This window comes from Bradyrhizobium sp. CCBAU 45389, assembly GCF_028128625.1.
GTDB classification, from domain to species: Bacteria; Pseudomonadota; Alphaproteobacteria; order Rhizobiales; family Xanthobacteraceae; genus Bradyrhizobium; species Bradyrhizobium liaoningense_B.
Map to the genome: position 1 here is coordinate 219581 of NZ_LBIY01000095.1, position 24815 is coordinate 244395.

At 65.3% G+C, this 24815-nt stretch carries 31 protein-coding genes; 13 read left to right on the forward strand and 18 right to left on the reverse strand.

The features are described 5' to 3' along the window. Window positions 1-28: 28 nt before the first annotated feature. The 3 genes from XH79_RS28040 to XH79_RS28050 form a co-directional block, all read right to left on the reverse strand. Window positions 29-415 (reverse strand): hypothetical protein, encoded by a 387-nt coding sequence (locus XH79_RS28040; protein ID WP_271583698.1) that lies wholly within the window; start codon window positions 413-415, stop codon window positions 29-31. Between the two features lie 112 nt (window positions 416-527). Beyond that, complete coding sequence (locus XH79_RS28045) at window positions 528-707, reverse strand: hypothetical protein (RefSeq protein WP_211404503.1); 180 nt, start codon at window positions 705-707, stop codon at window positions 528-530. A 95-nt stretch (window positions 708-802) separates the two neighbouring features. Beyond that, window positions 803-1039, reverse strand: a complete 237-nt coding sequence (locus XH79_RS28050; protein ID WP_271583699.1) for a hypothetical protein — start codon at window positions 1037-1039, stop codon at window positions 803-805. A gap of 307 nt (window positions 1040-1346) precedes the next feature. On the opposite strand from XH79_RS28050, the gene XH79_RS28055 reads away from it, so the two are divergent. The 6 genes from XH79_RS28055 (at window position 1347) to XH79_RS28080 (ending at window position 5208) form a co-directional block, all read left to right on the forward strand. Further along, window positions 1347-1793 (forward strand): nuclear transport factor 2 family protein, encoded by a 447-nt coding sequence (locus tag XH79_RS28055; RefSeq protein ID WP_212341789.1) that lies wholly within the window; start codon window positions 1347-1349, stop codon window positions 1791-1793. Between the two features lie 116 nt (window positions 1794-1909). After that, window positions 1910-2176 (forward strand): hypothetical protein, encoded by a 267-nt coding sequence (locus XH79_RS28060; protein WP_271583700.1) that lies wholly within the window; start codon window positions 1910-1912, stop codon window positions 2174-2176. A gap of 205 nt (window positions 2177-2381) precedes the next feature. Continuing rightward, window positions 2382-2822 carry a nuclear transport factor 2 family protein gene (locus tag XH79_RS28065; protein WP_212341793.1) on the forward strand — a complete coding sequence of 147 codons (441 nt, stop codon included), beginning with the start codon at window positions 2382-2384 and terminating at the stop codon, window positions 2820-2822. Between the two features lie 266 nt (window positions 2823-3088). After that, window positions 3089-4009, forward strand: coding sequence for a hypothetical protein (locus XH79_RS28070; protein WP_271583933.1), 921 nt, complete (start codon window positions 3089-3091; stop codon window positions 4007-4009). 332 nt (window positions 4010-4341) lie between these two features. Continuing rightward, window positions 4342-4761, forward strand: a complete 420-nt coding sequence (locus XH79_RS28075; protein ID WP_212341795.1) for a hypothetical protein — start codon at window positions 4342-4344, stop codon at window positions 4759-4761. Window positions 4762-5070: 309 nt separating this feature from the next. Then, entirely contained in the window at window positions 5071-5208 is a 138-nt protein-coding gene (locus XH79_RS28080; protein WP_018648329.1) for a hypothetical protein, read from the forward strand. 35 nt (window positions 5209-5243) lie between these two features. Here XH79_RS28080 and XH79_RS28085 read toward each other — a convergent pair whose 3' ends face one another. The 3 genes from XH79_RS28085 to XH79_RS28095 form a co-directional block, all read right to left on the reverse strand. Next, window positions 5244-5390: a hypothetical protein gene (locus tag XH79_RS28085; RefSeq protein ID WP_212341797.1), complete on the reverse strand. Its 147-nt coding sequence runs from the start codon at window positions 5388-5390 to the stop codon at window positions 5244-5246. Window positions 5391-5586: 196 nt separating this feature from the next. Continuing rightward, window positions 5587-6066, reverse strand: a complete 480-nt coding sequence (locus XH79_RS28090; protein ID WP_212341799.1) for a MaoC family dehydratase — start codon at window positions 6064-6066, stop codon at window positions 5587-5589. Beyond that, on the reverse strand, window positions 6066-6518 hold the full coding sequence (locus XH79_RS28095) for a MaoC family dehydratase (protein WP_271583701.1): 453 nt from the start codon (window positions 6516-6518) through the stop codon (window positions 6066-6068). The genes XH79_RS28090 and XH79_RS28095 overlap by 1 nt, the downstream gene beginning before the upstream one ends. Before the next feature lie 167 nt (window positions 6519-6685). On the opposite strand from XH79_RS28095, the gene XH79_RS28100 reads away from it, so the two are divergent. Beyond that, window positions 6686-6982: a DUF4282 domain-containing protein gene (locus XH79_RS28100; protein ID WP_028134403.1), complete on the forward strand. Its 297-nt coding sequence runs from the start codon at window positions 6686-6688 to the stop codon at window positions 6980-6982. 125 nt (window positions 6983-7107) lie between these two features. Here the strand turns inward: XH79_RS28100 and ychF are convergent, their stop codons facing one another. The 4 genes from ychF to XH79_RS28120 all read right to left on the reverse strand — a co-directional run bounded on the left by ychF (window position 7108) and on the right by XH79_RS28120 (window position 10178). Further along, window positions 7108-8205 carry a redox-regulated ATPase YchF gene (gene ychF / locus XH79_RS28105; RefSeq protein WP_212341803.1) on the reverse strand — a complete coding sequence of 366 codons (1098 nt, stop codon included), beginning with the start codon at window positions 8203-8205 and terminating at the stop codon, window positions 7108-7110. 5 nt (window positions 8206-8210) lie between these two features. Further along, window positions 8211-8816 (reverse strand): aminoacyl-tRNA hydrolase, encoded by a 606-nt coding sequence (gene pth, locus XH79_RS28110; protein ID WP_212341806.1) that lies wholly within the window; start codon window positions 8814-8816, stop codon window positions 8211-8213. Between the two features lie 58 nt (window positions 8817-8874). After that, entirely contained in the window at window positions 8875-9597 is a 723-nt protein-coding gene (locus XH79_RS28115; protein WP_211414290.1) for a 50S ribosomal protein L25/general stress protein Ctc, read from the reverse strand. Window positions 9598-9926: 329 nt separating this feature from the next. Continuing rightward, a complete protein-coding gene (locus XH79_RS28120) occupies window positions 9927-10178 on the reverse strand; it encodes an accessory factor UbiK family protein (protein WP_212341808.1) in 252 nt (83 codons plus the stop codon). Window positions 10179-10346: 168 nt separating this feature from the next. Between XH79_RS28120 and XH79_RS28125 the strand changes: the two genes are divergently transcribed. From XH79_RS28125 to XH79_RS28150, 6 genes are all read left to right on the forward strand, one after another. Beyond that, on the forward strand, window positions 10347-11090 hold the full coding sequence (locus XH79_RS28125; protein ID WP_271583702.1) for a dienelactone hydrolase family protein: 744 nt from the start codon (window positions 10347-10349) through the stop codon (window positions 11088-11090). A 14-nt stretch (window positions 11091-11104) separates the two neighbouring features. Further along, window positions 11105-11947, forward strand: coding sequence for a prolipoprotein diacylglyceryl transferase (gene lgt / locus XH79_RS28130; protein ID WP_271583703.1), 843 nt, complete (start codon window positions 11105-11107; stop codon window positions 11945-11947). Between the two features lie 21 nt (window positions 11948-11968). Continuing rightward, on the forward strand, window positions 11969-13084 hold the full coding sequence (locus XH79_RS28135; protein ID WP_212341813.1) for a class I SAM-dependent methyltransferase: 1116 nt from the start codon (window positions 11969-11971) through the stop codon (window positions 13082-13084). Next, window positions 13084-13851, forward strand: a complete 768-nt coding sequence (gene pgeF, locus XH79_RS28140) for a peptidoglycan editing factor PgeF (protein ID WP_271583704.1) — start codon at window positions 13084-13086, stop codon at window positions 13849-13851. The genes XH79_RS28135 and pgeF overlap by 1 nt, the downstream gene beginning before the upstream one ends. 113 nt (window positions 13852-13964) lie before the next feature. Next, a complete protein-coding gene (locus XH79_RS28145; RefSeq protein WP_271583705.1) occupies window positions 13965-14573 on the forward strand; it encodes a hypothetical protein in 609 nt (202 codons plus the stop codon). A gap of 196 nt (window positions 14574-14769) precedes the next feature. Continuing rightward, window positions 14770-15723 (forward strand): ribose-phosphate pyrophosphokinase, encoded by a 954-nt coding sequence (locus XH79_RS28150; RefSeq protein ID WP_212341819.1) that lies wholly within the window; start codon window positions 14770-14772, stop codon window positions 15721-15723. Window positions 15724-15840: 117 nt separating this feature from the next. On the opposite strand, the gene XH79_RS28155 is transcribed toward XH79_RS28150, so the two are convergent. The 8 genes from XH79_RS28155 to XH79_RS28190 all read right to left on the reverse strand — a co-directional run bounded on the left by XH79_RS28155 (window position 15841) and on the right by XH79_RS28190 (window position 24597). Then, on the reverse strand, window positions 15841-16299 hold the full coding sequence (locus XH79_RS28155; protein ID WP_271583706.1) for an SRPBCC family protein: 459 nt from the start codon (window positions 16297-16299) through the stop codon (window positions 15841-15843). Window positions 16300-16309: 10 nt separating this feature from the next. Then, window positions 16310-17149 carry an XdhC family protein gene (locus XH79_RS28160; protein WP_271583707.1) on the reverse strand — a complete coding sequence of 280 codons (840 nt, stop codon included), beginning with the start codon at window positions 17147-17149 and terminating at the stop codon, window positions 16310-16312. Between the two features lie 10 nt (window positions 17150-17159). Next, a complete protein-coding gene (locus XH79_RS28165) occupies window positions 17160-18368 on the reverse strand; it encodes a vWA domain-containing protein (protein WP_271583708.1) in 1209 nt (402 codons plus the stop codon). Beyond that, on the reverse strand, window positions 18365-19231 hold the full coding sequence (locus tag XH79_RS28170; protein WP_271583709.1) for an AAA family ATPase: 867 nt from the start codon (window positions 19229-19231) through the stop codon (window positions 18365-18367). Before XH79_RS28170 ends, XH79_RS28165 begins: the two co-directional genes overlap by 4 nt. 152 nt (window positions 19232-19383) lie before the next feature. Beyond that, the gene (locus XH79_RS28175; RefSeq protein WP_271583710.1) at window positions 19384-21804 is read right to left on the reverse strand and encodes an aerobic carbon-monoxide dehydrogenase large subunit; all 2421 of its coding nucleotides are present in this window, start codon (window positions 21802-21804) and stop codon (window positions 19384-19386) included. Further along, a complete protein-coding gene (locus XH79_RS28180; RefSeq protein ID WP_271583711.1) occupies window positions 21801-22301 on the reverse strand; it encodes a (2Fe-2S)-binding protein in 501 nt (166 codons plus the stop codon). The genes XH79_RS28175 and XH79_RS28180 overlap by 4 nt, the downstream gene beginning before the upstream one ends. An 11-nt stretch (window positions 22302-22312) precedes the next feature. Next, window positions 22313-23176, reverse strand: a complete 864-nt coding sequence (locus XH79_RS28185; RefSeq protein WP_271583712.1) for an FAD binding domain-containing protein — start codon at window positions 23174-23176, stop codon at window positions 22313-22315. 218 nt (window positions 23177-23394) lie between these two features. Then, entirely contained in the window at window positions 23395-24597 is a 1203-nt protein-coding gene (locus XH79_RS28190; protein WP_271583713.1) for an MHYT domain-containing protein, read from the reverse strand. Window positions 24598-24815 lie beyond the last annotated feature (218 nt).

A 24815-nucleotide genomic window follows, 5' to 3' on the forward strand; every position in this document is an offset into this window, starting at 1 on the left:
GGAATGACGGCGGAGAGACTTCCCGCTTTCACCCCACGCTCGCCGTCACCACGGCCATCACCGACAGCAGCAGCACGATGGTCATGAGCTGGAGCGAGGCGACCGGCTGGGTGCGCCATGCCGTGATCTTGTCGGAGAGCGACAGATGGGCCTCGAAGAATTTTGGTTCGTAGACGGTCTTGAAGAGCGCGGGGAAGCTCGGGCCGAGGGTCACAGCCAGCATCGCGTGGGCGAGCGAGGCGACGGCGACGAAGATGGCGACGCCGGGGTCGCCGACGAGGTCGTGATTGCCGACGAGCTTGAGCAGGAAGGCAGCGGTCGCGAAGGTCGGGAAGCTCTGCAGCGTCGCGGTCAGCGCGAGGCCTTCGAGCGCGTTATGCAGGCGGGACTTTCTCGCGGCGGCGATGGCGGCCATGGCACGTCTCCCTGATGACATGGGGATCACGATAGCCGCGTTGCCGGAGGCGTGATGTGAGATGGGTCACGCCCTGCCGGGCCCCTCTGCGGCCGCGGACAAATGAATGGCGTCAGAGCTGGCGGAAGAAGACGAGGTAGATCGCCAAGCCGACCGTCGAGAACGACAGCAGAACGCCAAGCCAATTGTATTTGACGCCCCGCGAGTGGAACGCGTTTCGCATGAAGCGAACGAGGAAACACAGGAACAGAATTGCGAGGACGAGGCCCCACAAGAACTTCCCGACGTCCATCGTCCCCTCGCTCGACTCAACCCCAGCGTTTGCAGCTGGAACTTACCATCGGGGCATGCCGGACAGAAGACGGTGAGGCGCGGGGTTTTCTGCCTCTACAGCTTCCCCTGCCCGTTCACCTGGCCCTGCTGTTGCCGCTGCCTCTCCTGTTCCTTGGCGTGATGCCGGCCATAGAGGCAGCCGGCCGCGGCACCGAGCATGCCGTGATGGCCGGCATAGTGGCCGGCGACGCCGCCGACGACGGCACCCTTGATGCAGCCCTTGGCGTTGGCGGTGGAGCTGGCGCCGAGCATGAGGAGCGCGGCAGCCACAGTAAGAAGCGGGACTTTCATGGATCGATGTCTCCGGATGCGATGTCCTGACATCAACGGGTGTGAACGGATCCAGGTTCCCTTGCGTGAAACCCTGCAGGACGCGCCGGCCGATATGCACGCGGCGTCATCGCAGGGCGCGAAGGCCGCTCGTTTCTTGCAGGCAAACAGGCACGCAACCCGCAATTGCCCCCCATGAACCGGGCATTGCGCCCGCACGTCATAGTCTGCGATCACCCCTGTGTTCTTGCGGATTGAAGCACGCGCGGGCTGCGCGATAGCGTTCGCGGGTCATGGGCCAGATCATGGGCAATGAGGGCGGCGCGGCATGACGGTTGAATCGTTGAACAGGCAGCGCGTCGTGCATCTGCTCGATGCCTTCGCACGCGGCGACATCGAGGCCGCGCTCGCGTGCTGCACCGACGACGTCGACTTCCTCACCCACGCGCCGATCGACGTGCTGCCGCACATGGTGCCACGGCACGGCAAGCAGGAGCTGCGCGATCTCTGGCAGACGGTCTGGTCGCGCTATTCGGAAGTTCGCTACAAGGTGCCGCATATCCTCGCCGACGGCGACGAGGTCGCGACCTACATCCAGACCTATTTCAGGAAGCGCAGCAACGGCCGCATCGTGCAGTTCGACATGGCGGTGTTCTACACCTTCCGCGGCGGGCTGGTGGCGGAGATCCGCGAGATCATCGATTCCTACGATCTGGTGCAGCAGGTGCTGGAGCGCGAGATCGGGCCGTTGATCACGGGGGCGGGGGTGGATTGATTCTTCTCCCTCTGCCCGTTCTTACAGGGAGAGGTGAAGAGGTCCCGTTTGAACCTCCCTCCCCCTCGCCGAGACCCATCCCGGGGCGTTGTGCACGCCGGCTGGGTGATGGGCCGATGAAAGTCGTCTTGCTTGCTGTTTTGGGGCTGTTCCTGGGGACGCTGGGCGGGGCGGCGCTCGGCATCGGGGCCGGGCTAGCTTTCGTCGAAATCGCGCAAACCTCGAATTTCGAAGGGCAAAACGGCATGCTGGTGTTCTTCACCTTCATGCCTTTGGGCGCTGCGATCGGCGGAATCGGCGGCGCGGTGCTGTTCGGCCTGCTGGCGTCGCGGGACGATGCGATCGCCATCGAGCGGGAACCCGCGGTCCACGGGGATCGGTAGACGACCCCGGGGACCGGTAGATTACGGGGCTTTGTTGTAAATCTCACAAAGCGCCGTCAATTGTGCATTGCGAAATTGTGAATTGCGTTTTGGCCGAAATCGGCTATTTCATTCGCATACAAATGAGTTGAGCGCCCCGGGGCACCTTTACGGTGCAGGGGGTTGTTTTCCGTTTTTTCTGCAAGCCAGCGTCAGGACTGCCCAAATGACAGAGCACAGCCTCTGGCGTTTCTCGCGCGCATTGCACCGTGCGATCAACGACCGGCATTTCGAGGATATCGAGGCCCTGATCGACGAGGACGTCGAGTGGGCGCTTTATGGCCCGATCGACATGTTTCCATTCCTCGGCGCGCGCCAGGGCAAGGACGCCGTGCTGGACGTCATCCGCCAGCTCGCCGACAATTTCCAGGTCCGCCGCTTCGACCGCGAGAGCATCATGCTGGGCGTAGACTCCGCCGCCTCGATGCTGCGCTATTCGCTGACGGCGCTCGATTCCAACAAGCCGATTTCCCTTCGCGTCGCGCAGTTCGCCCAGTTCAGGGCGGGCAAGCTCATCAGCATGCGGGTGCTGATCGACACCTTCGACCTGGTCGAGCAGGCACTCGGCCGCGCCATTCATCTTCCGAAGATGACCAGCGTCGGCTGAGGGGGACGCCAACGGGCCCCGCTTTCCGGGACCGGTGACAAGGCGACCGCGACGTCCTGGCCTCCAGCCCCGCCGGATGCCGTCGCAGGCAAGCCGTCATCGGGCGCGCGCCCTTCGCGCGGCCCGTTGGCTCGCGTCTCCAGGCGTCCAAAGGCGAGTCGCCACAATTTCGCAACGATAGGTGAGCATCCTGGCTGCGGAATGGCGCATTGCGGATGGCCGCACTATATTGGCGGCAGCATGCGCTGGGGTTCGCGGGCAGGACGATGGAATTCTCGACAGGTTTTGGCTGGGCCAGGCTGCCGGTGCTGGCGGCCGCATTCATCTTGGGATCGGTGCTGACGGTCTCGGCGCAGATCATTCCGCCCTTCTCCCCACCCGCGGCCGCAGTGCCCGACGACGAAGAGGCCGAGACAGCGGAGGCCCCCAGCGTCAACGATCCCGACATCATGAAGGACATCGACGTCGACAAGCTCGACTGGAGCCAGCTCGCCATCGACGCCGGCACGCTCAACGACATCATCGCCGCCAAGAAGCGCGCGCAGGCCGCGGCCAATAGCGGACTGAACTGGTCGTCGAACGCCAATGCCAACGGCTCCTCGGCGGTGACGGTGAAGCAGTCGGTGTTCGAATTCTGGGACACGCGGATCGGCGCCGACATGACGGTGGCGAGCGAGCCCAGGACCATGTCCGAGCTGCTGGCCCAGAAGGCCGCCAATGGCGGCAGCCTGCCGCAATCCTCCGGCAGCGCCTGGGCGACCGCGACCGCGCCGGGCGCGGGGGTGATCTGGGACAAGACCGCGGTGGAGGCCCGCGTCGATCCCGGCTCCGAGCAGAGCAAGATCGGCGCGTCGCTGACCAAGTCGATGCCGCTGTCGGGCGACACACAGCTGACTCTGCAGAACGGCTACAGCGTCAACCAGCAGGGCACCACCGCCGTCCCCGGCATCGGCGGCCACATCACGCGCAATTACGAGACCGACCAGTCCGCCAAGGTCACCATCACCGACACCGGCACCAGCATCAGCGCCGGCCAGACGCTGTCGACCACCGACGACAAATGGCTGCGCAAGCTCGGCGCCGAGCAAAAACTGTTCGACAACGTCACCGTGTCCGGCTCGGTCGGCGAGACCTCGCAAGGCGCAATCAACAAGAGCGTGACGGCGGGATTCAAGAAGAGCTGGTAGACTAGGCCTCCACCCTTTCTCCTCATCCTGAGGGCGCTCCGAAGGAGCGCGTCTCGAAGGATCGAGGCCCGCGCTGCTACAGCGAGGGCCTTTCATGGTTCGAGACGCGCGCGAAGGGCGCGCTCCTCACCATGAGGGCATAGAGGTTCCGTCGCTGGACCAGCCTTCACACTCCCCTAACCATACGCCACGTCAAAACCCCCGAATGGTCCCCCCTTGCCGCATCTCGGCCCCTTTGCTGTCAAAATCGGACGCCCTGATGCGAGCTGCCTTACAGACATCGTCGTGCGGGGGACACTCGCGCTGCGCTCAACGCGAACAGGGGAACAACGATGAACGCCATCCGTCCGGAAAAGATCGAAGCCACCGAGACCGAGACGGTCGACAACAATCTCGCCGCGGTCTCCGAGGTCGAGGCCGGCATTCGCGATTTCGTCCGCAACGACATCGCCTATCTGCGCCGTCCGGCGTCGACCACCGACGCGGCGCCGCTCGATCCGAGCGCAGAGGCCACCGTCACCAACGTCAACTCGCTGATCCAGCGCGTCGCCGGCACCTCGCTCGCCGAGATCGAGAATTTGATCTCCGAGCTCGAGAGCCTGCGTGACCTGCTTCATGCCGAAGGCCAGCGCGTCCAGCGCGAGATCTCCGGCTACGCCCAGCTCAGCCAGGCCGCGATGAAGTCGACCCGCATGATCGCCGACAACGTCGCGCAGTGGAAGCGCGCCGCCGACGGCCTGCGCAACAGCTGATCGCTGCCACGACGCATCATTGGCCGCCGCGTTCCCGGAAGGGAGCGCGGCGGTTTTGATTTGTGGGGTGTGACGGGTGCACACTCTCCTCAACGAAGGTGTCATCACCCGCGAAAGCGGGTGATCCAGTATTCCAGAGACCGCAGTGATTGAGCCGAGAGGCCGCGGCGTACTGGATGCCCCGCCTTCGCGGGGCATGACAGCGGAGAATGTGGCGCGGCCAGCGCCCGCCTTTGAACCCTCCGCCCATCCCCGGCGACCAATGCCAAGCGCCCGTGCCGCCACGGCCGGGCTCAGGGGACATTCCAGATGGAAAGCATTCGGCCCGACACCACGGACCCCATACCGCTACGGCCCGCGCCGAACCAGTTCGGCACGATCATGCTGCGCTTTGTCGGATTGCTGGCGGTTGCGATCGCGGTGCTGGCGTTCGTCTATAGTCGCTGAGGCGGGGCTGACCGCCCCGGGACGTTAGCAGACCGTTACCGGTCCGCTTCCACGGTCGAGGCTTCCAGGGTGTAGCCACCGTCGGCATAGCCCTTCACCACCATGCCGGCGACAAGCATCACGGCCAGCGTCGCGGTCGCAAAGATAAATCCAACAAACTTGAGTGCGCCGCGGTCAGCCATGGTCCTCGTCCCCTGTCCTTTGTCTATTCGTTCAAATAGACAGCGACAGGTTCATAATTGGTTAGCAACTTGATGGTTCCGACAATTGCTTCGCGGTAACCATGTTGCGCAGGCTTATGGCAGCCGGTCCGAAACGCGTCCATAGCGCGCGGGCAACACTCGCGCACTCATTTGCCCCGTTCATCTTGGAACTGATCTAAGCCGTCTTTCGCAGCGGCACGAAGGCGCTGGCGGTGATGGAGTAGACCTCCTCGCCGCGCTGGTTGGTGCCGGTGGTGCAGGCCGTCAAAATGCCCCAGCCAGGACGCGAGGCGGAGGTGCGCTTGTCGATGACGACATTGACGTAACTAACCGTGTCGCCGGCGAGCACCGGCCTGATCCAGCGCAGGTCGCGAAAGCCCGGCGACGGGCCCCACACCGCGACCTCCTCGCCGCGCGAGGTGGCCTCGCGCGCCAGGCGTTGGCCATCGGCGACAAGCAGGCTCATGCAGGCCGAGCCGACATGCCAGCCCGAGGCGGCGAGCCCGCCGAACAGCGAGTTCTTGCCTTCCTCCTCGTCGAGGTGAAAGCGCTGCGGGTCGAACTTCGCGGCGAACGTCTTGATGGACTCCGCCGTGAACGTGTAGGCGCCGATCTCGCGGCGCTGTCCGATCGCGATGTCTTCGAAGAACCGCATCAGACCGCTCCCTCGCGCCGCTTGATCAGGATCGGTGAGGTCATCTCGGCGAGCGCCTGACCCGCAGCGTTGCGCGCGGTGCATTTGAACTTGACGATGCCGAGCCCGGGGCGGCTCTTCGAAACCCGCGACTCCAGCACGTCGACGTCGAGCGTGAGATCGTCACCCGGCCTGAGCGGCGAGAGCCAGCGCACCTCGTCGACGCCCGGCGAGCCGAGCGAAGCCGCGCGGGTGATGAAACCGTCGGCCATCATCCGCATCATCAGCGAGCAGAGGTGCCAGCCCGAGCCGGACAGGCCGCGCAGCATGCTCTTCGCAGCGGCATCCTCGTCGAGGTGCATCGGCTGCGGATCGAACTCGGCGGCGAAGGCCAGGATCTCGTCGCGGGTGACATGGCGCGGGCCGAACGTGCCGAACCGGCCGGGCGGGAAATCTTCGAAGGTCAGGGTCATCTTGGGATTGCTAGCGGAAATGACAGATTGTGGCCGCACTTTGCGGCAATCTCAACCCGCCGGCCCGCATGGCTCGTGCTACATACAGGGGATCGGCCCTGATTTGAGTCGGATCAATCCGACGGCCGAAGCCCGATTTGGAGTCCCGATCTGCCCTGGGGAGAGCAATGTTTTCATTCAGCGACCTGTTCCAATGGGACCGCTTCATCACGCCGACGATCATCAAGACCTTCTACTGGCTGGTGATCGCGCTGATCTGCCTGTTCGGCCTCTCGGGCATCTTCTCAGGGCTGGCTGCGATGGCGATCAGCCCGTTCGGCGGCTTCCTGGTGCTGCTGTCGTCGATCGCGAGCGTCGTGGTCGGGATCGTGTTCTCGCGCATCGTCGCGGAGCTGATCCTGATCGTCTTCCGCATCAACGAGCATCTCGGCGCAATCAGGGACCAGGGCAGCGGGATGCGGTGAGGACGGAGCAGGTGCCGTAGGGTGGGCAAAGCGAAGCGTGCCCACGTCTTCCGTCGCGATCTTGGATGGATGGTGGGCACGGCGCGATGCGCCTTTGCCCACCCTACGGCACCGATGTTGGTGCCTTACGTATTGAACCGGAAATGCATCACGTCGCCGTCGGCGACGACGTATTCCTTGCCTTCGAGGCGGAGCTTGCCGGCATCGCGGGCGCCGGCTTCGCCGCCGAGCGCGACGTAATCCTCATATGCGATCGTCTCGGCGCGGATAAAACCCTTCTCGAAGTCGGTGTGGATCACGCCGGCAGCTCCTGGCGCCTTGGTGCCGCGATGGATGGTCCAGGCGCGCGCTTCCTTCGGGCCCACCGTGAAGTAGGTGATGAGCTGGAGCAGCGAGTAGCCGGCACGGATCAGGCGGTCGAGGCCGGCTTCTTCGAGGCCCAGCGTCTCCAGGAAGTCGGCGCGCTCTTCGCGCGAGATCGTCGCGATCTCGGATTCGATCTTGGCGGAGATGACGACGGCGACCGCGCCTTCCTTCGCCGCCTGCTCCTCGACCGCCTTGGAGAAGGCGTTGCCGGTGGCCGCGGAGCCTTCCTCGACGTTGCAGACATAGAGCACGGGCTTGGACGAGAGCAGGCCGAGCATCGAGAAGGTACGCTCCTCCTCGGCCTTGCGCTCGACGAGGCGCGCGGGCTTGCCCTCGCGCAGCAGCACCAGGGTGCGGTTGACGAGGTCGAGCTGCTCCTTGGCGTCCTTGTCGTTGCCCTTGGCCTTCTTGGTGAGGTTGTCGACGCGCTTCTCGAGGCTGTCGAGGTCGGCGAGCATCAGCTCGGTCTCGATGGTCTCGATGTCGGCGAGCGGGGCGATCTTGCCCTCGACGTGAGTGATGTCGGAATCCTCAAAGCAGCGCACCACATGCGCGATGGCGTCGACCTCGCGGATGTTGGCGAGGAACTGGTTGCCGAGGCCTTCGCCCTTGGAAGCGCCGCGCACGAGGCCGGCGATGTCGACGAAGGTCAGCCGGGTCGGGATGATCTGGCCCGACTTGGCGATCGCCGCGAGCTTGTCCAGCCGCGGATCGGGGACGGCAACCTCGCCGACATTCGGCTCGATGGTGCAGAACGGATAGTTCGCGGCCTGCGCCGCGGCCGTCTCGGTCAGCGCATTGAACAAGGTCGACTTGCCGACATTGGGCAACCCGACGATCCCGCATTTAAATCCCACGAGCGTTATTCCTTGCCGTTCTCGTCCTTGGTCAAAAATCCCTTCGCCTGCATGGCAAGATGCACCCTGTTGGCAAAGGTCGCGTCCGTGCCCTTGGCGATCAGTGCGGCATGCTCGGCGACCGCGTCGCAGAGCGTCGCCACCCATTCGTTGTCGGCCTTGGCGAAGTCCGACAGCACGTGGCCGTGCACCATTTCCTTGACGCCGGGATGACCGATGCCGAGCCGCACCCGGCGATAGTCGTTGCCGATATGCGCCGAGATCGAGCGCAGGCCATTATGGCCGGCGATGCCGCCGCCGATCTTTACCCGTACCTTGCCCGGCGGCAGTTCGAGCTCGTCGTGAAACACGGTGACGTCGCCCGGCGCGATCTTGAAGAAGCCTGCCGCCTCCTGCACCGAGCGACCGGAGTCGTTCATGTAGGTCGTGGGCTTGAGCAGGATCACGCGTTCAGTGCCCAGCGAGCCCTCAGAGGTCTCGCCCTGAAAGCGACGGCGCCACGGCGAGAAGCTGTGACGCCGCGCGATTTCGTCGACGGCCATGAAGCCGATATTGTGCCGGTTACGTGCGTATTTCGCGCCGGGATTGCCGAGCCCAACAAAGAGTCGCATGACGCGGCGCGCCCCTCGCTCGGCGCGCGGTCAGGGACCGCGCGCCAACTTTGAGAGATTACTTCTTCTTGTCGCCGCCGGCGGGAGCCTTGGCAGCAGCGGCAGGTGCAGCAGCACCCGCAGCCGGAGCAGCGGCAGCCGGAGCAGCGGCACCCGCGGCCGGAGCCGCACCACCAGCAGCAGCTGCAGCCGCAGCCTTCTGCTCTTCGGCGTAGCCGGACGGCGGCACGATGGTGACGAGGGTCGCGTCCTCGCGGGTCAGCGCCTTCACGCCGGCCGGCAGCTTGACGTCGGACAGATGCAGCGAGTGACCGATTTCCAGCGAGCCGACGTCGGCCTCGATGTACTGCGGGATGCTCTCGACGCCGCATTCGAGCTCGATGGCGTGGGCGACGATGTTGACGGTGCCGCCGCGCTTCACGCCCGGGGAGCCTTCCGCCTTCACGACGTGCAGGGGAACGCTGATGCGGATGGTGGCGCCTTCGCCGAGCCGCATGAAGTCGACATGGATCGGGAAGTCCTTGACCGGATCGAGGTGGTAGTCGCGCGGAATCACGCGGTGCTTCTTGCCCTCGAGATCGATGTCGACCAGCGTGGTCAGGAACCGGCCGGCGAGGATACGCTGGCGCAGTTCACGATCTTCGATCGAGATCGTGACGGGGGGCTGGTTGTTGCCATAGATCACTCCGGGCACTCTCCCGGCGCGACGCTCAGCCCGGGCGGCCCCCTTGCCGCTCTTCGGACGTGCGGTCGCCTTCAATTCCTTGACGGTCGTCGCCATGTCGTTAAGTCCTTGTTTTTGCAAAAGTTAATGGGCCGCAGCGCGGCCCATGGCATAGTCCGCAGCAAGCCTCCAGGGGTGCGGGGGCCACGAACTGGCGGGCTTTTACCCGGAAGATGCGGAAATGACAAGGAGAATGGGCGGTTGCCCCGGGTTCCTACCCTCCCCTGGAGGGGGAGGGTCGATGCGCATGCAGCGAAGCGGAATGCGCAGCGGGGTGGGGTGACAGTCTCTCCAATGAGGCGGTGCCCGAGTGGAGAGATCACCCCACCCCGGCGCTACGCGCCGACCCTCCCCCTCCAGGGGAGGGTAAGAGCCGTCCGGCCGTCCTATGCCCCCAGCTTGGCCTCCAGCGCCGCGATGCGCGCCTTCAGGGCCTCGTTCTCCTCGCGGGCGAGGCGCGCCATGTCCTTGACCGCCTCGAACTCCTCGCGCTTGACGAGGTCCATGTCGCGCAGGAATTTTTCGGCTTGGGTGCGCATCACCGTGTCGAACTCGCGCTTGACGCCCTGGGCCGCACCGGCCGCGTCGTTCATCAGGCGGCCGATCTCGTCGAAAAACCGGTTGCTGGTCTGGGTCATGTCGGTCTCCTGGCGGCCTTGCGATAAACTTTGCGCGAACACTCGAAAAGACAATGGCAATCCGATTGGGCCGGTTCAAGAGCGAAGCGGCGGTATCCTTGTCATGCCCCGGTTTCCTTGCAATCGTATTCAACGTCCCGGCATAAGAAGAATCAGAAGGCGCACGAGATGATCGACCAGCAGATCGCGATCCCCACCAAGGACGGCCACACCGCAACCTTCATCACCCATCCCGAACGCGGCGGACCGTTCCCGGTCATCCTGTTCTACATGGATGCGCCGGCGATCCGCGAAGAGCTGCGCGACATGGCGCGCCGGCTCGCGACATCGGGCTATTACGTGATGCTGCCGAACCTCTATTACCGCTCCGGCGTGATGGAGCTCGGCGCGCTGCCGGCCGACCCGAACGCGCCGGAACGCAAGCGCATGTTCGCCCTGATGGGCTCGCTCACCATTCCCATGATCATGGACGACACCCGCGCCCTGCTCACCCATGCCGAGGGCCAGGCGGCCGCGAACACCAAAATCGTCGGCACAGTCGGCTATTGCATGAGCGGCCGCTACGCCATCAACGCCGCCACGCACTTCCCCGACCGCGTCAAGGCCGCGGCCTCGGTCTACGGCACGCAGCTTGCGACCGACCAGGAGGACAGCCCGCATCTCGCCGCCGGCAAGACCAGGGCCGAGCTCTATTTCGCCTGCGCCGAGACCGACATCTACGCGCCCACGGAGATCATCGAAAAGGTCAAGCAGGGCATGAGCGCGGCCAAGAACGGCGCCAAGGCCGAGGTCGAGATCTATCCCGGAACGCATCATGGTTTTGCCTTTCCTAAGCGTCCGGTCTACGACCGCGACGCCGCCGAGCGGCACTGGGAGCGGCTGCTGGCGCTCTATCGCCGCAATCTCGTCTAGACATAGAAGGCGTGATGCCCTTTCTGCTCATCGACTTTCCCTCATTCAGCCCAATCGCGCTCCAGATCGGGCCGTTTGCGATCCGCTGGTATGCGCTCGGTTATATCTGCGGGATCACGTTCGGCTGGCTCTATGCCCGCGCGCTGATCAAGAACGACAGGCTGTGGGCCGGCTCGTCGCCGATCAGCCTGGTGCAGATCGACGATTTCATCCTGTGGGTGACGCTCGGCATCATCGTCGGTGGCCGCACCGGTTACGTCCTGTTCTACAATCTGCCCTTCTTCATCGAGCACCCGGCCGCCATCTTCAGATTGTGGGAAGGCGGCATGTCCTTCCATGGCGGCTTCCTCGGTTGCGTCGTCGCGGTGATGTGGTTCGCCCGCAAGAACCGCATCTCGATCCTGTCGCTCGGCGACATCACCTGCGGCGTTGCGCCGATCGGCATCTTCCTGGTGCGGTTGACCAACTTCATCAACGGCGAATTGTGGGGCCGCGCTGCCGACCCCAGCCTGCCCTGGGCCATGATCTTTCCGACCGGCGGTGACGTGCCGCGCCATCCGAGCCAGCTCTATGAAGCGGGCATGGAGGGGCTGCTGCTGTTCATCGTGCTCGCCGTGATGATCCGCCGCGGCGCCTTGAAGCGGCCGGGGCTCATCCTCGGCAGCTTCATCCTGATCTACGGCCTGACCCGGATCGTCGGCGAGCATTTCCGCGAGCCGGACGTCCAGCTCGGCTACCTCTGGGGTGGGTTAACCATGGGCATGCTGTTGTCGATCCCGATGCTTATTGTCGGCGGCATACTTATTGTATTGGCAGTCAGGCGCGGTGCGCCGAAGCCGATCGAGGCCGTTCGTTAATTCATTTCGAGAAAGTACGCCGTGACCGACCAGCCGCTACTCAACGAGATCAAGGCGCTGATCAAATCCTCAGGCCCCATGCCGGTCTGGCGGTACATGGAACTGTGCCTGATGCATCCGCGCTATGGCTATTACGTCTCGCGCGATCCTTTGGGACGTGAGGGCGACTTCACCACCGCGCCCGAGGTCAGCCAGATGTTCGGCGAGCTCCTGGGCCTGTGGACCGCCTCGGTATGGAAGCAGATGGGCTCGCCGCAATTTTTGCGGCTGATCGAGCTCGGCCCTGGCCGCGGCACCATGATGGCGGATGCGCTGCGCGCGCTCCGCGTGCTGCCTCCGCTGTATCAGGCGCTCCACATCCACATGGTCGAGGTCAATCCGGTCCTGCGCGAGCGGCAGAGTGCGACGCTGGCGGGCGTGCGCAACATCGCCTGGCACGACAGCATCGACGACGTGCCGGAAGGACCGAGCGTCATCCTCGCCAACGAATATTTCGACGTGCTGCCGATCCACCAGATGGTGAAGGGCGAGCACGGCTGGCACGAGCGCGTGATCGAGATCGACCCCAACGGCAAGCTGCAGTTCGGCGCGGCGTCCGAGCCGACGCCGCGCTTCGACGTGCTGCTGCCGTCCTTGGTGCGCGCAGCCCCCGTCGGCGCCGTGTTCGAATGGCGGCCGGACGGCGAGATCATGAAGCTCGCCACCCGCGTGCGCGACCAGGACGGCGCGGCCCTGATCATCGATTACGGCCATTTTCGCAGCGATGCCGGCGACACCTTCCAGGCCATCGCGCGCCACACCTTCACCGATCCCTTGAAGGCGCCGGGCCAGGCCGACGTTACCGCCCATGTCGACTTCCAGGCGCTGGCGCGGGCAGCGGAGGATGTCGGCGCCCGCGTGCACGGCCCGGTGACGCAAGGAGACTTCCTCAAGCGCGTCGGCATCGACACTCGGGCCGCCGCCCTGATGCAGAAGGCGACGCCGGAGGTCGCCACCGACATTTCGGTTGCGCTGAAGCGCCTGACAGACACGGGACGCAGCGGCATGGGCTCGATGTTCAAGGTGCTCGGCATCTCCGAGCCGCGGCTGACGGGCATTGCCGGCCTCAGCGATCTCGAACACGCCGGAGGACATTGATGACTCTTGCCTCGTCGCTGCTGTCGGCGGTTCCCGGCCTGCGCCATGCCTTCTTCACCCGCGAGGGCGGTGTCTCCGGCGGCATCTATGCCGCGCTGAACGGCGGGCTCGGTTCCAATGACGATCAGGCCCTCGTCGCGGAGAACCGCCGCCGCATGGCCGAGCATGTCGGTGTCGCGCCGGAACGTTTCATCAGCCTGCACCAGATCCATTCGCCCGACGTGCTCATCGCCGAAATGCCGTGGCCGAGCGGTCCGCGGCCGAAGGGCGACGCGCTGGTGACGAGGACGCCCGGCATCGCGCTCGGCGTCTCCACCGCCGATTGCGGACCGGTGCTGTTCGTCGATCCCAACGCGCGCGTAATCGGCGGTGCGCATGCCGGCTGGAAGGGCGCGCTCACGGGCGTACTGGAATCCACGATCTCCGCGATGGAGAAGCTCGGCGCCACGCGCGGCGGCATCATCGCCGCGATCGGCCCGTTGATCCGACAGGAGAGCTACGAGGTCGGCAACGAGTTCGTCGCGCGCTTCATCGAGGCGGACGCGGACAACGCGGTGTTCTTCATTCCCTCGGTGCGCGAGGGCCACGCGATGTTCGACCTCGCCGGCTTCATCCGCAAGCGGCTAGAGGCGGCCGGCATCCTGATGATCGACGACCTCGGTCTGGACACCTACGCCGACGAGCGCTTCTTCAGCTATCGCCGCTCGGTGCATCGCAAGGAGCCGGATTACGGCCGGCACGTTCACGCGATCGCGCTTGAAGCGTGAACACAAGAGCAACCTCGTGTCATTCCGGGGCGTACCCCGGACCGGATGACAGTGGTCTGTGTCGCCTCCGCCCTAGACGTTAATGCGTTTTAACGATATCGCTGCCCTCCATAATGAGGGACGCGTCGTTCATCTTGGGCCGTGCGGGTTCGCGCGTGCTGGCGGTCATGCTGCTGGCAGCGGCGGCCGCGCTTGGCGGCTGCGGCGGCGGCAGCGCCGCCAACTCCTATGCGATGGCACCGGGCACCGGCTCGGGAGCGACGGTCGCGTTCGAATCCATCGATGGCCCCCCGCCGCAGGTGTTCGACCGCATGGTCGGCGTGCTCGACAGCGAATCCAAGCTGCGCAGCCTGTCCGTGGTCTCCCGCGAGGGAACGGCTGCCTACCGCGTGCGCAGCTACCTCTCCGCCCAGGTGGTGCGCGGCAAGACCGTGATCGCCTGGGTCTGGGACGTCTACGACGCCAACCAGCAGCGGGCGCTGCGTCTCTCCGGCGAGGAACCGACCTCCGCCAAGGGCGGGCGCGACGCTTGGGCCGCGGCCGACGACCTCGTGCTGCGGAAGATCGCCCAGGCCGGATTCAGCGGACTTTCCAACATGATCAACGGAACGCCGGAGGCCCCGGGTGCGGCTCCCGGCCTGCGCGGACCGGCGGTGGCGAGCGCGATCAAGGAGGGCCCGGTGTCTGACCTGCCGGCCTCGGCGCTCGGCTATGCCGAGTGATAACCCCCGCTAAACCACGGGCCCAGTTTGCGGCCAAGCCGTTGGCCGGACTCAGGATTTCAAAGGGAAAACGTAGCATCCCGGGTTGCCATTGCGGCCCCCGGCCTGATATTTCCTCGCCCGTCGTAACCGTGCTTCCAGTGGGTATTTTCTGATGTTGAACGTCGTATCCAGCAAAGCGCGGGAGGAAGCGTCCATGTCGGCCAAGAACGGCTCCATCAAGCTTGTCGCCGGCAACTCCAATCCGGCTCTCGCGCAGGCCATCGCGCAGGGCCTCAACATGCCGCTGACCAAGGCGGTGGTCCGGCGCTTCGCCGACATGGAAATCTTCGTCGAGGTCCAGGAGAACATCCGCGGCTCGGATGCCTTCATCATCCAGTCGACCTCGTTTCCGGCGAACGACAATCTGATGGAGCTGCTGATCATCACCGATGCGCTGCGCCGCTCCTCGGCGCGCCGCATCACCGCAGTGATCCCCTATTTCGGCTATGCCAGGCAGGACCGCCGCTCCGGCTCGCGCACGCCGATCTCGGCCAAGCTCGTCGCCAATCTGATCACCCATGCCGGCGTCGACCGCGTCATGACGCTCGACTTGCATGCCGGCCAGATCCAGGGCTTCTTCGATATCCCGACCGACAATCTGTTCGCCGCCCCCCTGATGGTGCGCGACATCCGCGAACGTTTCGACCTCGGCAAGGTGATGGTGGTCTCGCCCGACGTCGGCGGCGTGGCCCGCGCCCGCGGCCTCGCCAAGCGCATCAACACCCCGCTCGCCATCGTCGACAAGCGCCGCGAGCGTCCGGGTGAATCCGAAGTCATGAACGTGATCGGCGACGTCTCCGGCTACAGCTGTATCCTGGTCGACGACATCGTGGACTCCGGCGGCACGCTGGTGAATGCGGCCGACGCGCTGATCGCCAAGGGCGCCAAGGACGTCTACGCCTACATCACCCATGGCGTGCTCTCCGGCGGCGCGGCCGCCCGCATTGCGGGCTCCAGGCTGAAGGAGCTCGTGATCACCGACTCGATCCTGCCGACCGAAGCGGTGACCAAGGCGCCGAACATCCGCACGCTGCCGATCGCCAGCCTGATCTCGGACGCGATCGCGCGCACCGCCGCAGAAGAGTCGGTGTCGAGCCTGTTCGACTAGTTTTTTCCGGTTCCGGAAGGTCTCGTAGGGTGGGCAAAGGCGCGACGCGCCGTGCCCACCTTTTCTTTTTGCAATGAGGGTGGTGGGCACGCTTGCGCTTTGCCCGCCCTACGGCACCTAGCTCGCCTCTGCCTTCGCGCTCACCACTTCCGCAAACGACTTGAAGAACTCACCCGCCAGCTTCGTCGCAGTCGAGTTGATCAGCCGGGAGCCGAGCTGGGCGAGCTTTCCACCGATCTGGGCGTCCACGTCATAGTGCAGCACCGTCACCTCGGCGCTCTCGGATTCCAGCCGCACCGCGGCGCCGCCCTTGGCGAAGCCGGCCACACCACCGGAGCCCTCGCCCGAGATGCGGTAGGAATTGGGCGGATCGAGATCGCGCAGCGTCACCTTACCGCTGAACGTCGCCTTCACCGGGCCTACCTTGAAGATCACGGTCGCGGTCATCTCGTTCGGCGCCGTCACCTCCAGCGACTGGCAGCCGGGGATGCACTCCTTCAGCACAGCGGGATCGTTCAGCGCCGCCCAGACCTGTTCGCGTGACGCGGGGATGCGCTGGCTGTCGTTCATCTGCATGACGGATGTCTCACTCTTTGCTTGCTGACTGATCGGCGGTGCGCTGGCCGCGCCGGCGTTCCACGGTGATCTCGGCGAGGATCGACATCGCGATCTCCTCCGGCGTGATGGCGCCGAGGTCGAGACCGGCCGGCGCCTTGAAATCGTCGATCGCGGAGGTATTCGCGCCTTCCGCAAGAAGCTTGGCGCGCAGCGAGGCCATCTTGCGGCGGCTGCCGACGAAGGCGTGATAACAGGCTTTGGTCGCGACTGCCGCACGCAAGGCGGCTTCATCGCCCTTGCCCTGCGTGGAGACCACGACGAAGCGTTTGGCCTCGTTGAGCTCGCCCAGCTGGTAGCCATCGATCACCGCATCGGCATCGGGCTGCGCCGTGAGATCGGCGGAAGGTGCGGCGAGCGTGACATGATAGCCGAGCACGCGCGCTTGCGCGGCAAGCGACAGCGCCACCGGGCTCGCGCCGAGAATGACCAGCGAGGGATGCGGCAGCACCGGCTCGACGAAGATGTCCATCGTGCCCTTGCTCGGACACATGTTGCTGGCGAAGCGGATGCCGTCGCGGCTCTCGCCCGCGCTGACGCCGAGCTCGGCCAGCAGGTTCTCCGGCTGCACCGAGACCATGCGCGGCTCGCCGTCGGCGAGCGCCTCGCGCGCCGCCTTCAGCACCGCGCCCCTGGCGCAGCCGCCGCCGATCCAGCCCGCGACGATGGTGCCGTCGGCCGCGATGATCGCCTTGGCGCCTGCCTTCGCCGCGGTCACCGACACCGTCCGCACCACCGTCGCGAGCACGAAGGCGCGCTCGGCGGCCTTCATCTGCGCGACCAGATCCAGCACTTCGACATGAGTGGTCATCGGCGCCTCCTCAGAGCTTCGCCAGATAGGGTTCGAGCGCGCGCAAGCTTTGCAGCGAATTCGCCGGCGCATAGAGATCGACATGCGGCAACGCGGCCCTGATGCCCCTCGCCTCGGGCGCATAGCCGGCCCACGCCATCATCGGGTTGAGCCAGACGATACGGCGGCAGCGCCGGTGCAGCGCCGCCATCTCCCGGCCGAGCAGCGCGGCATCGCCGGTCTCGTAGCCATCGGACACGATCATCACACAACTGCGCGAATGGATGACGCGGGCGGCGTACCAGCGATTGAAGGTTTGCAAGGACTCGCCGATTTTCGTGCCGCCGCCCGCCCCCTGCGCCATGATCGAGAGCCTGTCGAGCGCGCGGCCGGCGTCCTTCTCCTTCATTGCATCGGAGACGTAAGCGAGACGCGTGTGGAACAGGAACGCCTCCGCCTCGCGGAACTCGTCGAGCACGCCGTGGATGAAGCGCAGGAAAACCGCCGTGTACATGCTCATCGAGCCCGAGGCATCGAGCAGCACGATCAGCCGCAGCGGCTTGTCCTTGCGCTGGCGCTTGACGAGGCTGATCGGGACGCCGCCATGGCTGATGTTGCGATGGATGGTGCGGCGGAGATCGAGCCGATAGCCGCGCCGGCGCGCGAGATCGCGCCGCGTCAGCCGCGTGCGCATCGCGCGCGCGAGCTGGGCGGCAGCGTCATGGGCCTGCGCAACCTGATCGGGATCGCTGAGTTTTCTGAAATCGACCTCCGCAAGATTGTCCGCGCGCGAAACGCCTTCCATGCGGCCCTCGCCGGCACGGCCTTCCGGCGCATCGCCGGATGACGGAAGCTGGTCCGAGATCGATTGGTTGCCCCCCTGCTCGGCCAACTTGTCCTGCAGGCTCTTCAGCGACGGGTTGCTGGCACCCGGTGCCGAGCCGATCGTGCGAGAGCGCGAGCGCACGCGCTTGCCCAGCCAGAACGCGTCGAACAGCCCGTCGAACTTGTCCCAGTCGGACTTGCGCGCCGAGAACAGGTGCTTGAACGCTGCCCGAAGCAGGTTCGGTCGCGCCGCATAGCCAGACGACATCAGCGTCGCCGCATCCTGCCCCTCGGCGAGCCCGACGCGAAAACCGGCATCGCGCAAGGTCCGCAGGAACGCCGCGAGCCTTGCGGACACGAGCTTGGCGACCTCATTGAGATCGTCGTATTCGGGACTGGAGCCGCAGCAGCTCATGCGACCCTCCCCAGCAGGCGCTGTGTCACCTCTGGCGTGACGCGGGCGCGATCCTCGTGGGTCTTCAACAGGCAGATCAGCGTGTCGTGCACGGTCTCCGGCGCATCGTGGAGATCGCGGACGTCGAGGCCGACGAGGGCCGCCGCCCAGTCCAGCGTCTCCGCCACACCAGGCACCTTTCGCAGTTCCTCCTTGCGCACGCCCTCAACCATGCGCGCGATCTGGAGCGACAGTGACGGGCTCGCGCCGGCGACGCGCGCCAGGATGATGCGGGTCTCGCGGTCGACATCGGGATAGTCGACATAGTGATAGAGGCAGCGCCGGCGCAGCGCATCGGAAAGCTCGCGGGTGCCGTTCGAGGTCAAAACGACGTGCGGAATGGTGATCGCGGGGATGGTGCCGAGCTCGGGGATCGAGACCTGGAAGTCGGAGAGCAGCTCCAGCAGGAACGCCTCGAACTCGTCGTCGGCGCGATCGATCTCGTCGATCAGCAGCACCGGCGCCTGCGGCCGGCGGATCGCGGCGAGCAGCGGACGCTCGAGCAGGTACTTTTCCGAGAAGATCTGGTCCTCGATGCTGTCGGTGCCACGATGCGCCTGGATCGCCAGCAACTGGCGCTGGTAGTTCCACTCGTAGAGCGCGGAGGACTGGTCGAGCCCCTCATAGCATTGCAGACGGATCAGCTCGGTCGCACGCACCTTGGCGAGCGCCTTCGCCACCTCGGTCTTGCCGACGCCCGCCTCCCCTTCGAGCAGCAGCGGACGCCGCAGCAATTGCATCAACGAGATCGCAGTCGCGAGGTCCGCATCGGCGATGTAGCCGGATGCGGCCAGTGCTTGCGCGATCTCGTCACGGTTCTTCATTGGTCCTCGACTGAATGCCGCATGTTCCGTGGCCTTCATGGTTCGAGACGCGCGAAGACGCGCTCCTCACCATGAGGGTCTATGACCTCATCCTGAGGAGCGGCGCGTGCGCCGCATCTCGAAGGATGAAGGCCCGGCTCTCGCCACTCAAATTACGCCACCGCGCCCAGATCCTTGGCCGCCTTCCAGTTGCGCCAGAAGTCGTGCGGCATCTGGATGTGCGTGCTGCCTAAGAACGAGAACGCATCGTTGACGGCGTTGGAGAAGGCCGGCACGCCGCCGACATTCGGGCTCTCGCCGACGCCCTTGGCGCCGATCGGGTGATGCGGCGACGGGGTGACGGTAAAGTCGGTCTCCCAATGCGGTGTCTCCACCGCGGTCGGCATGAAGAAGTCCATGAACGATCCGGTGACGACGTTGCCTGTTTCGTCATAGCGGATCTCCTGGCCCATCGCGATCGCGAAGGCTTCTGTGAGGCCGCCATGCACCTGGCCCTCGATGATCATCGGGTTGATGCGGGTGCCGCAATCGTCGAGCGCATAGAAGCGCCGGACCTTGTACACGCCGGTGTCGACGTCGATGTCCATCACGCAGAGATAGGCGCCGAACGGATAGGTCATGTTCGGCGGATCGTAATAGCTGACCGCTTCCAGCCCCGGCTCCATGCCCGGCGGCACCGAATTGTAGGCCGCCCAGCAGATATCCTTCATCGACATGAATTTTTCCGGCAGGCCCTTGACCCGGAAGCCGTCGATGTCCCATTCGAGGTCATCCTCGTGGACCTCGAGCTTGTAGGCCGCGATCATCTGCGCCTTGGCCTTGATCTTTCGCGCAGCCATCGCGATCGCCGCGCCGGCAACCGGCGTCGAGCGCGAGCCGTAGGTGCCGAGCCCGTAGGGCGCGGTGTCGGTGTTGCCCTCCTCGACCTGGATGTTGTCGGCGGGAATGCCGATCTCGGTGGCGATGATCTGGGCCCAGGTGGTCTCGTGGCCCTGGCCCTGGCTCTTGGTGCCCATGCGCGCGATGCCCGCACCGGTCGGATGCATCCGGATCTCGCATGAGTCGAACATGGCAATGCCGAGGATGTCGCAATTCTTCGACGGGCCGGCGCCGACGATCTCGGTGAAGAAGGAGACTCCCAGCCCCATGATCTCGCGGGTCTCGCCGCGCTTGAAGGCTTCGCGCTTCTCGGCTTGCTCCTTCCGGAGCGCGGCGTAGCCGGTGGTCTCCATCATCTTGCGCATGGCGGTGTGGTAGTCGCCGGAATCATATTCCCAGCCCAGCGCCGAGTGATACGGGAACTGCTCCGGCTTGATGAAGTTCTTCAGCCGCAGCTCGGCCGGGTCCATGTTGAGCTTCTGCGCCAGGATATCCATGGCGCGCTCGATGCAGTAGGCCGCCTCGGTGACGCGGAACGAGCAACGGTAAGCGACGCCGCCGGGCGCCTTGTTGGTGTAGACGCCATCCACGGCCAGATGCGCGGTCGGGAAGTCATAGGATCCGGTGACGATGTTGAAGAAGCCGGCCGGCCATTTCGACGGGTCGGCGCAGGCATCGAACGCGCCGTGATCGGCGAGCACGTGAACACGAAGCCCCGTGACCTTGCCGTCCTTGGTCGCGGCGATCTCGGTCGTCATGTGATAGTCGCGCGCGAACGAGGTCGCGGTCAGGTTCTCGATGCGGTCCTCGACCCATTTCACCGGCTTGCCGGTGACGATGGAGGCCACTGCCGCACAGATATAGCCGGGATAGGCGCCGACCTTGTTGCCGAAGCCGCCGCCGATGTCGGGCGCGATGACGTGGATCTTCTGCTCAGGCAGCTTTGCGATCAGCGCCACCACGGTGCGGATCACATGCGGGGCCTGGAACGTGCCGTAGATCGTGAGCTCGCCCTTGATCTTGTCGAAGGAGCAGACGCACTGGCAGGTCTCCAGCGGTGATGGATGAGTGCGGTGATAGGAGATCATCTCCTTGATCTTGACCTCGGCCTTGTTGAAGGCCGCATCGGTCAGCTCCTTGTCGCCGACGGTCCACTCGAAAATGTGGTTGTCGTGCTTGCGCGGGCCATGCGCGCCGGACATCTTGCCTACGAGGTCCTCGCGCAGCACAGGCGCGTCCTTGTCCATTGACTTGAAGGGATCGACCAGCGGCGGCAGCGGCTCGTATTCGACGATCACCTTGTTGATGCCGTCGTCGGCGGCATAGCGGTCGGTCGCGACGACGAAGGCGACCTCCTGGTTCTGGAACAGCACCTTGCCGTCGGCCAGCACCATCTGCACGTCGCCGGCAAGCGTCGGCATCCAGGCGAGGTTCACCGTCTTCAGCGTCTCGGCGGTGACGACCGCAAGCACGCCCGGCACTTTCAGCGCTTCGCTGTCGTCGATCTTCTTGACGCGCGCATGCGGATGCGGCGAGCGGACGAAGTCGCCGTGCAGCATGCCCGGCAGCTTGACGTCGTCGACGTAATTGCCCTTGCCCTGCGTGAAGCGGATGTCCTCGACGCGCTTGCGCTTGCAGCCCATGCCTTCGAGTGCGGCTTCGCGTTGTTCCCGCGTGGGAGTCATGTCGTTCATTCTGCGGCCTCCCGGAATTCCACGCCGTTGATCTTCGCGGCGGCGTATTGAATGGCTTTGACGATGTTCTGGTAGCCGGTGCAGCGGCAGATGTTGCCGGAGATGCCCATCCGGATCTCCTGCTCGCTCGGCGAGGCGTTTTCCTTCAGCAGCCGGTGCGCGCGCATGATCATGCCGGGCGTGCAGAAGCCGCATTGCAGGCCGTGCATCATGCGGAAACCTTCCTGCAGCGCGGACAGCGTGCCGTCGGCATTGGCCATGCCCTCGACGGTGGTGATGTCGCTACCCTCGGCCTGCACCGCGAACATGGTGCAGGACTTCACGGACATGCCGTCGATATCGACGGTGCAGGCGCCGCAATGGGTGGTCTCGCAGCCGATATGAGTGCCGGTCATCCCGAGATTTTCGCGGATGAAGTGCACCAGCAGCGTGCGCGGCTCGACGAGGCCTTCGACCTCGGCGCCGTTCACCTTCATGGTGACGTGTGTTTTGGCCATCGATCCCTCCCTTACTTCGCCCGGCTAGCTGCGCGCTGAAGCGCCCGCGTCACCATGATGCCGCCGACATGCTTGCGGTATTCGACCGGACCGCGTGCATCGGCGGCCGGCGCCATGATCGCTTCGGCTGCTGCAGCGGCCTTTCTCAGCGTGGCCGCATCGAGGCTGGTGCCGATGACGGCCGTCGCCGCGTCGGTGGCGAGCAGCGGCGTCTCGTGCACGTTGGTCAGCCCGATCGAGCAGGTTGCGACCTTGCCGCCGGCCATGGTGAGGACGACGGCGGCGGCCGCAGTGGCGTAGTCGCCGACCTTGCGCTTGAGCTTTTCGTAGGCGTAACCGTGACCGGCTGCGGGTACGGGCACCGAGACAGCGGTCAGGATCTCACCGGGCTCGAGCGCGGTGAAATAGGCGCCCTGGTAGAAATCGGCGGCGGGAACATCGCGGGCGCCGCCCAAGCCTTCGAGGCGGTAGGTCGCCCCCAGCGTCATCATCAGCGTCGGCATGTCGTTGCCGGGATCACCATTGGCGACGTTGCCGCCGATGGTGCCGCGATAGCGCACCTGCGGGTCGGCGATCAGCAGCGCCGCCTCATGCAGGATCGGCATCGACTTGGCGACGTCTTCGGAGGCCAGCAGCTCGTGCTGGGTGGTCATCGCGCCAATAACGAGATTGTTGCCGTCGCGGCGGATTCCCTTCAGAGCGGCGATGCCGTGCAAATCGACCAGATGCGCGGGGGTGGCGAGCCGAAGCTTCATCATCGGCACCAGGCTGTGCCCGCCGGCCAGCGGCCGTGCCTCCTCGCCGAGGTCGGACAAGAGTTTGACGGCGTCGGCGACACTCGCCGGCCGGTGATAGCTGAATGAGCCCGGGATCATCGTCTCCTCCCACAATCGTCCTTGGCGCGTGACGGCGCGGACGTTGGGGGGGACGGTCTCTCTGGACCGGGCGGGCCGCAATCATTCGGGCACGAAGGCGGGCATTTTGCACGAAATGCGGGTCTGAACGCACGAATTGCGTCAGGGGTGTCGACGAATGGGGCGGCTCTTCACCTCTCCCCGCAAGAGCGGGGCGAGGGAGTGAGAGAGTGGAGTTCCTAAGCCTGCCGCCGGTTCGCCAGTCCCAACCGCGCCTTTACCTCGGCGATCTTGGCGCGACTCACCGGCACCCGGTGCGGCGACGGGCCGTCGAGTTCGAGCACCGCGCCATCGCCCTCTTTCCGGACCAGCGCGACATGGGGGATGGCGACGATATGGCTGCGGTGCACCCGCAGGAACAACGAGGGATCGAGCTGCGCTTCCGCTTCCGAGATCGACCAAGGGCACATCCGCTCACGGGTGCCGTCATGGACGCGGGTGTAGTGCGCGTCTGCCCGAACACTGCGGACATTGGCTGTCTCGATGAAATGTGTCCCGTCGGCACTCTCGACCGGCAGCCTGGGAACCGGCGCCCGCGGCGGCTGTCCGAGGCCGCCGAGCGGCGCCATCGGCCGCGGAGCTGCAGCCGGCGCAGCAATCAGCTCAACGGCGGCCGCCGCGACCGGCGAAGCAACCGGTTCGGCGGCAGTAGAGTTCAAAGTCTGACGCCGTTGATCGGGAACCAGGGACAGCAAGAAGCCGGCTGCGATGACGAAGCACAGCACGGCAACGATGATCGACAGAATTTGCTGCGACGCGGCAAGGCTGCCGCCGGCGTGGTGATGCACCGCGCTCGTCAGCGGCGCGAAATGCATGCCGAGCATCGCGGTGTAATGCATGCCGGAGACGGCGATGCCGAAAACAATCGAGCTGACGATCAGCCGGACGCCCTCCTGCTGCGCCAGAAAGGCGCGCAGGCCGCCATAGGCGGTGACGATCGCCACCACCACCGACAGCGCCACCATGGTCTTGTCGTGCACGATGCCGAACGGCCCGGCCAGTCCATGGATACCGACATAATGCATGCTGGCGATACCGACGCCGAGCAGGACCGCCGACGAGGCTACCCGCTTCAACGTGGGCTCACCGATCGAGACAAAGAAGAGAGAGATGCCGACCACCAATGCGCAGATCAGGAACGAGCTGATGGTGGGAAGCACCAGATAGACCGTGTCAGGCGGCAGCGGCGCGGCCAGCATGCCGACGAAATGCATGGTCCAGATGCCGACGGCCAGAAATGCCGCCGCCCCCGCGAGCAAAATGCGGTTACTGACACCGGGCGTGTTGCGGATGCGAGCAGCAAGCGCAAAGCCGGTATAGCCACCCAGACTCGCGATCGCCACAGAGAGCGCAACGAGATAGGGATCGTGTCCTTCGAACATGATCTTGTCGACCGCCCCGTCTCCACGGCACGGCCTCCTCCCGCCGCCGACTTTACAGGGACGGCGGCGGGATTGACAATCAGCGGCGTGTGAAGCCGGTGGCTTGGCGCGCTGCAAGACCCTCATGGTGAGGAGGCGCGCAGCGCCGCCTCGAACCGTGCAGGCCAAGACGCAACATCCGGGCCTTCATCCTTCGAGACGCTTGCTTCGCAAGCTCC

Bases quoted from the DNA above. Each gene is read 5' to 3' on its own strand.
- XH79_RS28040 (WP_271583698.1), bottom strand. From the start codon at position 415: ATGGCCGCCATCGCCGCCGCGAGAAAGTCCCGCCTGCATAACGCGCTC.
- XH79_RS28045 (WP_211404503.1), bottom strand. From the start codon at position 707: ATGGACGTCGGGAAGTTCTTGTGGGGCCTCGTCCTCGCAATTCTGTTC.
- XH79_RS28050 (WP_271583699.1), bottom strand. From the start codon at position 1,039: ATGAAAGTCCCGCTTCTTACTGTGGCTGCCGCGCTCCTCATGCTCGGC.
- XH79_RS28055 (WP_212341789.1), top strand. From the start codon at position 1,347: ATGACGGTTGAATCGTTGAACAGGCAGCGCGTCGTGCATCTGCTCGAT.
- XH79_RS28060 (WP_271583700.1), top strand. From the start codon at position 1,910: ATGAAAGTCGTCTTGCTTGCTGTTTTGGGGCTGTTCCTGGGGACGCTG.
- XH79_RS28065 (WP_212341793.1), top strand. From the start codon at position 2,382: ATGACAGAGCACAGCCTCTGGCGTTTCTCGCGCGCATTGCACCGTGCG.
- XH79_RS28070 (WP_271583933.1), top strand. From the start codon at position 3,089: ATGGAATTCTCGACAGGTTTTGGCTGGGCCAGGCTGCCGGTGCTGGCG.
- XH79_RS28075 (WP_212341795.1), top strand. From the start codon at position 4,342: ATGAACGCCATCCGTCCGGAAAAGATCGAAGCCACCGAGACCGAGACG.
- XH79_RS28080 (WP_018648329.1), top strand. From the start codon at position 5,071: ATGGAAAGCATTCGGCCCGACACCACGGACCCCATACCGCTACGGCCC.
- XH79_RS28085 (WP_212341797.1), bottom strand. From the start codon at position 5,390: ATGGCTGACCGCGGCGCACTCAAGTTTGTTGGATTTATCTTTGCGACC.
- XH79_RS28090 (WP_212341799.1), bottom strand. From the start codon at position 6,066: ATGCGGTTCTTCGAAGACATCGCGATCGGACAGCGCCGCGAGATCGGC.
- XH79_RS28095 (WP_271583701.1), bottom strand. From the start codon at position 6,518: ATGACCCTGACCTTCGAAGATTTCCCGCCCGGCCGGTTCGGCACGTTC.
- XH79_RS28100 (WP_028134403.1), top strand. From the start codon at position 6,686: ATGTTTTCATTCAGCGACCTGTTCCAATGGGACCGCTTCATCACGCCG.
- pth (WP_212341806.1), bottom strand. From the start codon at position 8,816: ATGCGACTCTTTGTTGGGCTCGGCAATCCCGGCGCGAAATACGCACGT.
- XH79_RS28115 (WP_211414290.1), bottom strand. From the start codon at position 9,597: ATGGCGACGACCGTCAAGGAATTGAAGGCGACCGCACGTCCGAAGAGC.
- XH79_RS28120 (WP_212341808.1), bottom strand. From the start codon at position 10,178: ATGACCCAGACCAGCAACCGGTTTTTCGACGAGATCGGCCGCCTGATG.
- XH79_RS28125 (WP_271583702.1), top strand. From the start codon at position 10,347: ATGATCGACCAGCAGATCGCGATCCCCACCAAGGACGGCCACACCGCA.
- lgt (WP_271583703.1), top strand. From the start codon at position 11,105: ATGCCCTTTCTGCTCATCGACTTTCCCTCATTCAGCCCAATCGCGCTC.
- pgeF (WP_271583704.1), top strand. From the start codon at position 13,084: ATGACTCTTGCCTCGTCGCTGCTGTCGGCGGTTCCCGGCCTGCGCCAT.
- XH79_RS28145 (WP_271583705.1), top strand. From the start codon at position 13,965: ATGAGGGACGCGTCGTTCATCTTGGGCCGTGCGGGTTCGCGCGTGCTG.
- XH79_RS28150 (WP_212341819.1), top strand. From the start codon at position 14,770: ATGTCGGCCAAGAACGGCTCCATCAAGCTTGTCGCCGGCAACTCCAAT.
- XH79_RS28155 (WP_271583706.1), bottom strand. From the start codon at position 16,299: ATGCAGATGAACGACAGCCAGCGCATCCCCGCGTCACGCGAACAGGTC.
- XH79_RS28160 (WP_271583707.1), bottom strand. From the start codon at position 17,149: ATGACCACTCATGTCGAAGTGCTGGATCTGGTCGCGCAGATGAAGGCC.
- XH79_RS28165 (WP_271583708.1), bottom strand. From the start codon at position 18,368: ATGAGCTGCTGCGGCTCCAGTCCCGAATACGACGATCTCAATGAGGTC.
- XH79_RS28170 (WP_271583709.1), bottom strand. From the start codon at position 19,231: ATGAAGAACCGTGACGAGATCGCGCAAGCACTGGCCGCATCCGGCTAC.
- XH79_RS28175 (WP_271583710.1), bottom strand. From the start codon at position 21,804: ATGAACGACATGACTCCCACGCGGGAACAACGCGAAGCCGCACTCGAA.
- XH79_RS28180 (WP_271583711.1), bottom strand. From the start codon at position 22,301: ATGGCCAAAACACACGTCACCATGAAGGTGAACGGCGCCGAGGTCGAA.
- XH79_RS28185 (WP_271583712.1), bottom strand. From the start codon at position 23,176: ATGATCCCGGGCTCATTCAGCTATCACCGGCCGGCGAGTGTCGCCGAC.
- XH79_RS28190 (WP_271583713.1), bottom strand. From the start codon at position 24,597: ATGTTCGAAGGACACGATCCCTATCTCGTTGCGCTCTCTGTGGCGATC.